This window comes from Herbaspirillum sp. WGmk3, assembly GCF_023952535.1.
GTDB classification, from domain to species: Bacteria; Pseudomonadota; Gammaproteobacteria; order Burkholderiales; family Burkholderiaceae_D; genus Herbaspirillum; species Herbaspirillum huttiense.
The window spans coordinates 13079-24782 of sequence record NZ_JAKYWT010000005.1; the positions used below are offsets into that span (position 1 = coordinate 13079).

At 62.4% G+C, this 11704-nt stretch carries 11 protein-coding genes; 9 read left to right on the top strand and 2 right to left on the bottom strand.

What is annotated here, in order from left to right; translation table 11 throughout:
* The first annotated feature begins 157 nt into the window (after positions 1-157).
* From hslV to MKD49_RS18660, 5 genes are all read left to right on the top strand, one after another.
* Positions 158-694, top strand: coding sequence for an ATP-dependent protease subunit HslV (gene hslV / locus MKD49_RS18640; protein WP_145605824.1), 537 nt, complete (start codon positions 158-160; stop codon positions 692-694).
* A 64-nt stretch (positions 695-758) separates the two neighbouring features.
* Positions 759-2102 carry an ATP-dependent protease ATPase subunit HslU gene (hslU, locus tag MKD49_RS18645; RefSeq protein ID WP_252697050.1) on the top strand — a complete coding sequence of 448 codons (1344 nt, stop codon included), beginning with the start codon at positions 759-761 and terminating at the stop codon, positions 2100-2102.
* A 41-nt stretch (positions 2103-2143) separates the two neighbouring features.
* A complete protein-coding gene (locus MKD49_RS18650; RefSeq protein ID WP_121042369.1) occupies positions 2144-2356 on the top strand; it encodes a hypothetical protein in 213 nt (70 codons plus the stop codon).
* 422 nt (positions 2357-2778) lie between these two features.
* Positions 2779-3963: a porin gene (locus MKD49_RS18655; protein WP_034331865.1), complete on the top strand. Its 1185-nt coding sequence runs from the start codon at positions 2779-2781 to the stop codon at positions 3961-3963.
* A gap of 571 nt (positions 3964-4534) precedes the next feature.
* The gene (locus MKD49_RS18660) at positions 4535-6070 is read left to right on the top strand and encodes a tetratricopeptide repeat protein (protein WP_209568258.1); all 1536 of its coding nucleotides are present in this window, start codon (positions 4535-4537) and stop codon (positions 6068-6070) included.
* Between the two features lie 48 nt (positions 6071-6118).
* Here MKD49_RS18660 and gspG read toward each other — a convergent pair whose 3' ends face one another.
* Both gspG and cyaY read right to left on the bottom strand, forming a co-directional pair.
* Positions 6119-6574 carry a type II secretion system major pseudopilin GspG gene (gene gspG, locus MKD49_RS18665; RefSeq protein WP_034331869.1) on the bottom strand — a complete coding sequence of 152 codons (456 nt, stop codon included), beginning with the start codon at positions 6572-6574 and terminating at the stop codon, positions 6119-6121.
* Between the two features lie 104 nt (positions 6575-6678).
* Positions 6679-7011, bottom strand: a complete 333-nt coding sequence (gene cyaY, locus MKD49_RS18670; protein ID WP_204726229.1) for an iron donor protein CyaY — start codon at positions 7009-7011, stop codon at positions 6679-6681.
* Positions 7012-7060: 49 nt separating this feature from the next.
* Here cyaY and MKD49_RS18675 point away from each other — a divergent pair, with 49 nt between their 5' ends.
* The 4 genes from MKD49_RS18675 to MKD49_RS18690 all read left to right on the top strand — a co-directional run bounded on the left by MKD49_RS18675 (position 7061) and on the right by MKD49_RS18690 (position 11693).
* A complete protein-coding gene (locus MKD49_RS18675) occupies positions 7061-7297 on the top strand; it encodes a lipoprotein (RefSeq protein ID WP_121042375.1) in 237 nt (78 codons plus the stop codon).
* Between the two features lie 112 nt (positions 7298-7409).
* Complete coding sequence (gene lysA / locus MKD49_RS18680) at positions 7410-8702, top strand: diaminopimelate decarboxylase (protein WP_204726228.1); 1293 nt, start codon at positions 7410-7412, stop codon at positions 8700-8702.
* Positions 8703-9029: 327 nt separating this feature from the next.
* Entirely contained in the window at positions 9030-9977 is a 948-nt protein-coding gene (locus MKD49_RS18685; protein ID WP_252697051.1) for a phage tail protein, read from the top strand.
* Between the two features lie 258 nt (positions 9978-10235).
* A complete protein-coding gene (locus MKD49_RS18690) occupies positions 10236-11693 on the top strand; it encodes a sodium:solute symporter family protein (protein WP_252697052.1) in 1458 nt (485 codons plus the stop codon).
* Positions 11694-11704 lie beyond the last annotated feature (11 nt).

Genomic DNA, 11704 nt, shown 5'->3' on the forward strand with positions numbered 1-11704 from the left:
GGGTGCCCGTTTTTCTTGCGGGCGTACAATATTGCCCTCGATGGCGGCCCACCCGATGGCATGACTTGCAATCCGGCTGGCCAGCCCCATCTCGACAGGAATGCGGAACCGGTACGTCCCTCCGCTGCTCCCCGGCACATATTGAACAGAGGCAAGCATGGAACAATTTCACGGCACCACCATCCTTTCCGTCCGTCGCGGCAACCAGGTCGCGCTCGGCGGTGACGGCCAGGTGACGCTTGGCAACATCGTCATGAAGGGCAGTGCGCGCAAGGTGCGCAAGCTCTACCACGGCAAGGTCCTGGTCGGTTTCGCCGGCGGCACGGCCGACGCTTTCACCCTGCTCGACTTGTTCGAAGCCAAGCTGGAAAAGCACCAGGGCAACCTGATGCGCGCCTCGGTCGAGCTGGCCAAGGACTGGCGCACCGATCGCATGCTGCGCCGCCTGGAAGCCATGCTGCTGTGCGCGGACCGCGACACCACCCTGGTCATCACCGGCAATGGCGACGTGCTCGAACCCAATGACGGTATCGGCGCTATCGGTTCCGGCGGCAGCTATGCCCAATCGGCCGCCAAGGCCTTGTATGAGAACACCGAGCTGACCCCGGCCGAGATCGTCAAGAAGTCGCTGACCATCGCCGGCGAGCTGTGCATCTACACCAACCTGAACCACATCATCGAGACGCTGGAATAAGCCGCGCAGCGCGCATTTCCTGCCTGTTTCTCCGATGAATCGTCACAGCGAAAAGATCACCACCATGAATATGACTCCCAAGGAAATCGTCTCCGAACTCGACAAGCACGTGGTCGGCCAGGCCCGCGCCAAGCGCGCGGTGGCCATCGCCCTGCGCAACCGCTGGCGTCGCCAGCAGATCGAGGAGCCGCTGCGCCACGAGATCACGCCCAAGAACATCCTCATGATCGGCCCCACCGGCGTGGGCAAGACCGAGATTGCGCGCCGCTTGGCCAAGCTGGCCGATGCTCCTTTCATCAAGATCGAAGCCACCAAGTTCACCGAAGTCGGCTACGTGGGTCGCGACGTGGACACCATCATCCGCGACCTGGTCGACATCGGCATCAAGCAGACGCGCGAGCTGGAAACGCGCAAGGTGCGCACCCGCGCCGAGGATGCTGCGGAAGATCGCATCCTGGACGTGCTGCTGCCCCCGGCCCGCGATTTCGGTTTTACGCCCGATGGCAATGCCAGCCCCGAGAAGGATGAGAAGAACTCGACCCGCCAGACCTTCCGCAAGCGTCTGCGTGAAGGTGCGCTGGATGATCGCGAGATCGAACTGGAATTGAATGACGCCGCCCCCTCGATGGAAATCATGGCACCCCCGGGCATGGAAGAAATGACCGAGCAGATCAAGACCATGTTCTCGGGCCTGGGCAACCAGCGCAAGAAGGCGCGCAAGATCAAGATCAAGGAAGCCATGAAGCTGCTGATCGAGGAAGAAGCCGCCAAGCTGGTCAATGAGGAAGAGCTCAAGCAAAAGGCCATCGCCAATGTCGAGCAGAACGGCATCGTCTTCCTGGATGAGATCGACAAGATCGCCACCCGCTCGCAGAACGGCAATGCCGATGTCTCGCGCGCAGGTGTGCAGCGCGACCTGCTGCCGCTGGTGGAGGGCACCACCGTCAACACCAAGTACGGCATGATCAAGACCGATCACATTCTCTTCATCGCGTCGGGCGCGTTCCATCTCTCCAAGCCTTCCGATCTGATTCCGGAATTGCAGGGACGCTTCCCGATTCGCGTGGAGCTGGATTCGCTGTCGATTGCCGATTTCGAGCGCATCCTGACCGGCACAGATGCCTGCCTGACCAAGCAGTACGAAGCGCTGCTGGCCACCGAAGGCGTGAAGATCGAATTCGCCGACAGCGGCATCAAGCGACTGGCCGAGATCTCGCATACGGTCAATGAGAAGACCGAGAACATCGGTGCGCGCCGTCTCTATACCGTGATGGAAAAACTGCTGGAAGAGATTTCCTTCACGGCGGGTGAGGCTGGTGTGGATGGGCTGCTCATCGATGCCGGGTATGTCAACGAGCGGCTGGGCGAGCTGGCCGTGGATGAGGACATGTCGCGCTACGTGCTGTAACGCGATGCTGTCATGATGCCCGCTGAGGCAAGGAGAATGCGATGGCCAACAAGACTTTGGGAACCCGGCAGAAACTGAGTTTTCGCATCGAGCCATCACAATCCAAGCCACGCAATCCGGTGGCGCTGGCTGCCCAGCAGCGCGCCGGAGGTGCCGGTGCACATCGCAAGAATGCATCGGCGCAGCGTCAGCAATTGAAGTCGGAGCTGTTGAAGAAGCTGGCCGGTGAACCCAAGGAAGATAAGCAGGAGTGAGTGCAATGCATGGCTGTACAGTGATGGAACGCGATATTGCATCCAACCAGTCGCATTCGCCAGAAATGTACGAAAATGTACGGAAATGCGCAGCGAGTGACAACAAACCTCGCCGGCCTGCTGGACAAGAGCCCATTGTCTGTTGCCAGCAAGATGTATCAAAATGTTAGAAATGACGAAAAGCGCCGGTAGGTATACCGGCGCTTTTTCCTTGATGCAGGCCGATAGCGGGACAGTCCTGCCGCAGCACATCCGAAAGCGGCGATAAAAAAATACAACAATTGCCTTTTCAATCTTTGGCTCCCGTCTAAAAAATGACTTCTATCGACCAAGGTGCAGTCATGGGCGACGAGAAGCATTAATGTTTGCCCATCCGACTGCAAGTGCGGATCCTCAAGACTATTTTTAGAGAAGGACGTCACATGAAAAAATCTCTGCTGGCACTCGCCGTTCTGGGCGCGTTCGCAGGCGCAGCCAATGCGCAAAGCTCCGTCACGATCTACGGTATCGTCGATACCGGTGTTGTCTACCAAAGCAAGGTTGCTACTGCCTCCGGCGGTACTGGCACCAAGTTTGGCCTGAACTCGGGCATCATCCAGGGTTCGCGTATCGGCTTCAAGGGTGTTGAAGATCTGGGCGGCGGTCTGTCGGCTGTGTTCCAACTGGAAACCGGCTTCTCCAACGATACCGGCGGCCTGCAAGGCTCCGACGCCACCACTGGTTCCAACCTGTTCCGCCGCAAGTCGGTGGTCGGTCTGACCGGTAACTTCGGTAGCGTGCTGGTCGGTCGTCAAACCGACTTCGCCGACACCATCTCGGCTTACACCGCCGTGCAAGACTTCGGTGGCTGGGTCAACAACTCCGGCTCCGGTCTGGATCGCCTGCAAGGCACCCGCACCAACAACTCGATCAGCTACACCACCAACAGCCTGAACGGCTTCACCGGTAACCTGATGTACGGCTTCGGTGAAACCGCTGGTCAAACTTCCGCTGGCCAGTCCTTCGGCATCGGCGGCAAGTACGACAACGGTCCTCTGGGTCTGGGTATCAACTACTACCAGTCCAAGGCTGGTTCGACCCCGTCTGACGTCTCGCTGATCCCGTCGAGCTCGACCACCACCAACGTCAACACCCTGACTGCCAACTCCGGCAGCACCGCACAGAAGGTCCTGAACGTGGCAGCGTCCTACCAGTTCGGTCCGGCACGTGTGTACGGTAACTGGTCGCGCGTCAAGCAAGACCTGAACACCCAGGCCAACCTGACCTCCGTGGGCGTCGGTTCGCTGACCTCGCTGACCAATCGTACGCTGGCCCGTTCCAACAAGGCTGACATCTACGAAATCGGTACCGCTTACTCCCTGAGCCCGTCGCTCAAGCTGCTGGCGGCTGTGGACCACACCCGTGCCAACTTCGACGGCGTGTCCAACAAGACCAAGCTGACCCAAGTCAGCCTGGGCACCGACTACTGGCTGTCCAAGCGCACCGACCTGTACGCCTTCCTGGCTTACACCAAGGCTAGCGACATGGTCAACCCGGGCGTCTCCGACAGCACCGGCACCGATGGCAACCAAGGCGCCGTCGCCGTGGGTATCCGTCACAAGTTCTGATGTGAGTTGACCTGCGTCGTCTTCCCGGCGGCGCAGTGTGATGCACAAGTGAGCAAAAGAAGCGCCGCATGAGGTTCATGCGGCGCTTTTTTTCATGCTTCTTCTGATCGCGATTTTTATTAGTTTTGGCAATAGTCCATTTCGTTCTTCGCAGGAATGCAGCTGATTTCGCGCATGGCTCGTCGGGCACTCGGATTTGGTGCAACGCTGCCCCCGAGCTTGCACAGGAAAGCTCATTTTTGGCATTGCAAAAAGCTCGCTTTCTGTTTGTCAAATCCTGACAAAAGCCTTACTGGTGGCCGATCTTGATGTCTGTAAAGAAAGCGTAATAAGCTCTCGGCCTTGCGCACTTTTTTGCAGCGCACTGCTCTAATAGCAGCACCATTTCGATGCGCATGGAGGTGGAACACTTCCATGGATCGCGTATCGCACCGCCCCACAACGGATTGGCGGATTGCATTCAAAACCTTAGTTTTTTGATGCACACCGGACTGACGCAGCTTGCTGCGCCAGCGGGGATTTTTTCGTCCGCGATTTCGTGATTGCGGATTTGCTGAGAAAGGAAAAGAACATGGCAACGAGAGAAGAGCTGGCCGTCATCAAGGCCGCCCGTGCCGGCGAATCACGCGCGCAGCTGGCGCTGGGCCGACGCTACCTCGACGGCGGCAGCGGTCTGCCGCGCAGCAAGGGCACCGCCTTCTACTGGCTGCGCCGCGCCGCGCAACAGGGTGTGGACGATGCGTGGATGATCATCGGCCGCAACATCACCTACGATCAGGTCAAGGAATTATCTTCGCCGCAGGAAGCGGCCATCTGGTACGAGAAGGCGTTTGAAGCGGGCGTGCCGCAGGCCGGCGTGATCTTTGCGCGCCTGGTACTGGAACACACCGAACAGTTCGACAGCAATGCTCACGCGCGCGCCATCGCCGCGCTGTCCTTGTTGGCCAGCCGCGATGACCATGAGGCGCAATGGCTGCTGGCGCAGCAGATGCAGCGCCATGGCCAGCCCATGGTGCCCGGCCTGCCGGCTTCGGCAGTCGAAGAACGACTGGTGCGCGAAGCAGCACGGGCCGGCATCGAACAGGCGCAATACGCGCTGCTGGACAAGGCTTGGCAGCAAGGCCAGGGTGCGGCCTTCGCGCGCGGCGCGGCGGTGCTGGTCAAGCGCCTGATCGAGCGCAACAGCCAGGCGGTGGCGCAACTGGACAAGGAAGGCGATGCTACCGGTCTGGTGCAGCTCAATGCCGAGGAAGCCACGCTGCTGCTGCGCTATGGCCAGTGGCAGGCACGTGCGGCCGCGCCCGAGTTGCCGCAACTGATGCGCTTGTTTGAACTGGCAGCGCTGGCCGGAGAGGTCGAGGCGCGTCTGGAACTGGGACTGCTGTGCGCCAAGATCGACCGCGCCGGCAATCGCGTCTTCATGGAGCAGGGCCTGGCCAATTTCAAGAAGGCCTTGCACTGGCTGGTGCTGGCGGGAGAGGGCGGTTCGGCTCAGGCCTGGCATGCGCTGGCGCGCATCTATTCGCGCTCGATCTATTCGCAGCGCAATCTGCAGGTCGCCCAGCAATATCTGGAAAAGGCGGCCGAGTCCGGTCTGGTGGAAGCGCAGAGCGAGCTGGCGCAGATTTTCTGGCGCAATCGCCGCGATGATCCCATGCATGACGTCAAGGCCCTGTACTGGTGGCAGCAGGCGGCCGCCCAGGGCGAGGCCGGCGCAGCCGACGCGCTGCAGCCGTTCATGGCCGTGGAAGAGGCGCAGTCATGGGCGGTGCAGGCGCGCGCCCAGCTCAGCGACAAGCTGCGCAACAGCAATCCCTTCCTGAGTGCGCGCATCGAACTGGCGGCCACCTTTGGCCTGACCAAGCCGGAAGCCTTGCTCATCGATATCAAGCAGGCCGATTATGGCCACTGTCTGGTGGTCGACATCTGCGCTCATCACGCGCGCAGCAAGCGCCGCCTGATCGCGGTGCAGACCGAAGCCCAGCGCGCCGCCATCAACCGCGTGAGCCGCCTGTTCGGTGACGTCGACTGTGGATTCAGCGGTCCGGAAGGCAACTATCGCCAGCGCCAGTACCGGCTGCGCACGGCCTTCCCGGACATCGCCTGAGGCAGCGACAGGCTTGATCAGGCGATAGTTGCCGCCTGATCGGTCTCCTCAATGCTGGCGGATGACCTGTTCGCCGTCGGCACCGCCGTCCGGGCCGGCCTGGCCGAAGGAATAGAGTTCGTAACTGGTGCCGTCGTCATCGGCACCGTACTGATAGGAATTGCCCCAGGGGTCGCGCGGCAGGCGATCCACGTAGCCGCCGATGGGCCAGTTGCCCGGCACGGGTGCCCGGGTCGGCTTGATCACCAGGGCTAGCAGGCCCTGGGCGGCGCTGGGATAGCGGCCATTGTCCTGGCGATAGCGTTCCAGCCCGGCGGCGATGGCTTGCATGTCCTTCTCGGCGGCCAGTGCTTGCGGGCTGTGGTCGTGGTTGAAGCGCGTCACCAGCGGTGGCAGCAGCAGGGCGGCCGCCACGGCCAATACGGTCAGCGCCAGGATCCAGCGCAGGCGCGCCAGGCCGCGCTGCAGGAACAGGAAGGCAGGATGTCGGAGAGATCGACGCATGAATGCTGCAGTCTTATTGTTGTGGACGGTGCAAGCCGGCAGGGCGCAGGTTCAGGCGCACCGCCGCTGGGGCGGCAGGACGCGCAGGCCGGCGCCGCGCTGGCTCAGGGCTTGATGGTGACGGGAACGCCCGCCTGGCTGCTGACCACTTCCGACAGCGTAGCGTAAAGCTCGGTGCCATCGCGGGTGTTGATCCAGTGGCTGCCGTCGAACTTGTAGTGGAAGCCGCCGGAACGCGCGGCCAGCCACATTTCCTGCATGGGGGCCTGGCTGTTGATGATGATCTTGGAGCCATTGTCCACGCACTCGATTTCCAGCACGTTGCCGCTGCGGCTGCATTCCACATCCAGGTCGCTGGCGTCGCAGGCGTCTTCCAGGGCCGTCTCGATGGCGTTGAGGGTGGCGTCAGCCAGGTCCAGGAATTCCGATTCGGTCATGCTACACTCCAAGTCATTCTAAGATTTCGATGTAATCCGTCATTTTATCGTGAAGTCACCCCATTCTCCCGTCCGTTGTGCAGCTTCCCTGGCGCTGTGCGCCGCCGTCCTGATGCTGGCCGGTTGCGGCCAGAAAGGCCCGCTGTACATGCCCAAGGTGCCGCCTGATCCCTTCGTGCGCACCCAGCCCGCCGCGCCGGCAGCGGCCCAGGACAAGGCAGGCACCCAGGAGGGTGAGGCCAAAGCCTCCGGCGACACCCCCGCCGCCGACGCTCCCAAACGATGATGCCTGGCTGAAACATCGCGCTGTACTGTGGCCGGTCCCCCGGCAATGAGGGCGGGGACTGCGCCGGATGATTCCACCGATTGCCTTTTTCCGCTGACTTTTCCGGATTCCCATGTCCCACTTTTCCTATCGCAACGGCGCGCTGCACGCCGAAGACGTCTCCCTGCAAGCCTTGGCCGATCAGTTCGGCACCCCGCTCTACGTTTATTCCAAGTCGGCGCTGGTGCAGAATTTCTCGGCCTATGCCGATGCCTGCCGCGCGGCCGGCCGTGCCGAGGGCGGCAAGGGTGGCGCACTGGTGTGCTACTCGGTCAAGTCCAATTCCAACCTGGCGGTGCTGAACCTGCTGGGCAAGCTGGGCTCGGGCTTCGACATCGTCTCCGGTGGCGAGCTGCTGCGCGTGGTGGCCGCCGGCGGCGATGCGCGCAAGGTGATCTTCTCGGGCGTGGGCAAGGGCCGCGACGAGATGAAGCTGGCGCTGGAACATGACATCCTCTGCTTCAACGTGGAATCCATCCCCGAAGTGGCGCGCCTGAATGAAGTGGCCGGTGCGCTCGGCAAGCGCGCCCGCATCTCGCTGCGCGTCAATCCCAACGTGGATGCCAAGACCCATCCCTACATTTCTACCGGCCTGAAGGAAAACAAGTTCGGCGTGGCCTATGAAGATGCGCTGAACTGCTATCGCGCCGCCGCTGCCCTGCCCAACATCGACGTGGTCGGCATCGACTGCCACATCGGCTCGCAGCTGCTGGACGACTCGCCGCTGCTGGAAGCACTGGACAAGATCATCGACATGGTCGATGCGCTGGAAGCCGAAGGCATCGCGATTCACCACCTCGACATCGGAGGGGGCATCGGCATCCGCTACGACGACGAGCAACCGGTGGCCATCGGCGACTACCTGGCGCGCGTGTTCGCCCGCGTCGACGCCTGGCGCGCCAAGAAGTACGACGGCCGCCCGATCCAGGTCATGTTCGAGCCGGGCCGCTCGGTGGTCGGCAATGCCGGCCTGTTGCTGACCGAGGTGCAATACCTCAAGCATGGTGAAGAAAAGAACTTCGCCGTGGTTGATGCTGCCATGAACGATCTGATGCGTCCGGCCATGTACGAAGCCTGGCATGGCGTGCAGACCGTGAAGGAAAACGCCGGCCAGCCCCGCATCTACGACGTGGTCGGTCCGGTGTGTGAATCCGGCGACTGGCTGGCCCGCTCGCGCGAACTGGCCATCCACGAGGGCGACCTGCTGGCCCTGATGTCGGCCGGTGCCTACGGCATGACCATGGCCTCCAACTACAACACCCGTGGCCGTGCGGCGGAAGTCCTGGTCGATGGCAGCCAGGTCCACCTGGTCCGTGCCCGTGAAAATCCGGCCGACCTGTTCGCGTTGGAAAAGATCGTGGACTGACGCGATTTATTGTCGGTCTGCCAAGCGGCAGTCCCGGAAACGGGGCTGCCGTTTCCTTTTGTGCATCATTCCTGGCGCGATTATTGATAGCCCGGCAAGTCCCGCCTGGCTTGGCTGCAGATATTTTTTGCAGAGCCGCATTTTTGTTTTGCCTTTCAGAAATTTCGGCGCAAAATAGCCATCCGTCCGAAAAACAATCGAAGCATCAGAACATGCCTGGGGGCAGAGCTGCCCGCAACGCGAGACCTGGCAAGCATTCACGGACGTGAGGGAGCACATCAGGGCCACCGGGACGGGTGGTCGCTAGCGTAATACAGGGGAATTCCAATGCAAGTTCTGGAACGGTCAGAGGGAGATCGCGACCGTCGCGTCGCCAGCGAGGGCGTGGCGCAGGCCGGCCATGGCGATCCGTCCGGCCAGGTCATACACAGCAGTCAGTCCAGTCACGCCAGCCAGTCGCCGGCACCAGCACGCGTTGCGTCCGTGCAGCCTGACCTGAGCGAAGAGGAACTGGAAGTCCGGGCCTCGCACATCACGGCTGCCGCTGTTGCCGCAGCCGCCGTTACGGCGGCGGTGGCTACCTCAGCCGGCACCGCCAGCCTGCCGTATGAAGACACCGCCACGGCGCCGGCGGCGCAGGAAGAGCCCGCAGCCCAGACCCGCCGTGGTCCGCGTGGTCCGCGCAGCGAACCGGAGCCGCGCGCGTCGACCCGTGGGGCCTTGCTGGTCTCGCTGCTGACACTGGCCATCATCGGCGTCGCTCTGTGGGTGGGGGCGCAATGGCCGCAACGCTCGCTCAAGCCGGTGATGCAGCAATTGCCGCCGCTATCCAAGGCGGCCCCGGTGGACGCCGTGGCGCCGCCCGCCAGCCTGGACCATGCCCAGCCTGCCGCCAGCGATGCTGCCCCCGGCCCCGAAGTGATCGCCCAGCTGCAGCAGGAAGCAGACGACAAGGCCCATCAACTGGCGCAGAAGCGTGCCGCCGCCGAAGCCCGCCACCGCCGCGAGGATGCCGCCCTGGCCCTGCGCGAACAGCGGCGCCGCGAAGCCGAGGCCCAGCTGGCCAACGCCCGCGCCAAGGCGGAGCGCGCCCAGGCCGTGGTGCCGGTGCCGGAAGTGGTGGAAGTGCAGCCCGTGCCGACCCTGGCCGAGCAGGTCAAGCAATGCAGCACCTTGTCCGTCTTTGCGCGCGAGAGCTGCCTGTGGAAGCTGTGCGACGGCAAGTGGGGCAAGAACGGCTGCCCCTCCTACGAGCGCAACAACGAAGGTGCCTGATCCCTCCCTCTCCTGCGCTGCCGCTTCCGGCGGCGCAGGCTGCTTCCCTTCCGCTTCATCTCCCCTGACAAATTCCTGAAGGCCCGCCCCCCTGTGAGCGGGAGCATTTCTTGCTTGCCGACAGACCAGTCCGCAGTGAGCGGCCAGCACGGCTGTGGCCCGCTGGCGACAGATGAAAAGTCTTGCCGCAAGCGGCTTTGCGTGAGGAAGTTGCCGCTATAATGCGCGTTTTTCTTACCCCCCTGCAAGGAAAAAGGCATGAATGCACTGCTCTGGTTCGTCGTCCTCTACTGGGTCATCTCGGTCGGTATCGGCCTGTATGCCACCCGCTATGTGAAGAGTTCGAAGGACTATGCCGTCGCCGGCCGCTCGCTGCCGATGTCGGTGGTGACCGCGACCGTCTTTGCGACCTGGTTTGGCTCCGAGGCGGTGCTCGGCGTTTCCTCGACCTTCCTCAAGGACGGCCTGGGCGGCATCGTGGCCGATCCCTTCGGCTCGTCGCTGTGCCTGATCCTGGTGGGCGTGTTCTTCGCCAAGAAGCTGTACCGCATGAACCTGCTGACCATCGGCGACTACTACAAGAAGCGCTTCGGCCGTGCCGCCGAAATGCTGGTCACGATCTGCATCGTCATTTCCTACCTGGGCTGGGTGGCGGCGCAGATCAAGGCGCTGGGGCTGGTCTTCAACGTCGTCTCGGGCGGCTACATTCCCATGCACTGGGGCATGATCATCGGTGCCGGCAGCGTGCTCATCTATACCCTGATGGGCGGCATGTGGGCCGTGGCCATCACGGACTTCCTGCAGATGATCATCGTGGTGGTCGGCATGCTTTATATCGGAGTTGAAGTTTCGGGTATGGTCGGCGGTCCGGGAGTCGTGATTGCGCACGCCGCCGAGGCCGGCAAGTTCAACTTCTGGCCGGCCGCTGAACTGAAAGACGTGCTGTGGTTCTTTGCCGCCTGGATCACCATGATGCTGGGCTCGATTCCACAGCAGGACGTATTCCAGCGCGTCATGTCCTCCAAGAACGAGAACGTGGCGCGCAACGCCTCGGTGCTGGGTGGCGTGATCTATTTCTTCTTCGTCTTCATCCCCATCTTCCTGGCCTATTCCGCCACGCTGATCGACCCGGCGATGGTCTCGCGCCTGCTGGAAACCGATTCCCAGCTGGTGCTGCCGACCCTCATCATGGAAAAGATGCCGGTGTTCGCCCAAGTCATGTTCTTCGGCGCGCTGCTGTCGGCCATCAAGAGCTGCGCCAGCGCGACCCTGCTGGCACCGTCGGTGACCTTTACCGAGAACGTCCTCAAGGAAATTCGCCCGTGGAAGAGCGACCGTGAATTCCTGTTCTCGATGCGCGCCGTGGTGCTGGTCTTCACGGTGGGCGTGACCACGCTGGCTCTGAACAGCCAGTCCAGCATCTATGAAATGGTCGAGAACGCTTACAAGGTGACCTTGGTGGCCGCCTTCGTGCCGCTGGCCTTCGGCGTCTACTGGCAGCGTGCCACCCGCCAGGGCGCACTGATGGCCATGGTGCTGGGCCTGGTCTCCTGGATCACGCTGGAATACGCCGCCCCCGACGGCCTGTGGCCGCCGCAACTGGCCGGCCTGCTGTTCTCCATGGGTGGCATGGTGGCCGGTTCGCTCCTGCCCCAGGTGCTGGCCCCGGTGCCGCCCATGGTGGCGGTGCCCGCCGAGGGCAGCGTCCAGTCCTGATCCCTCTTGCC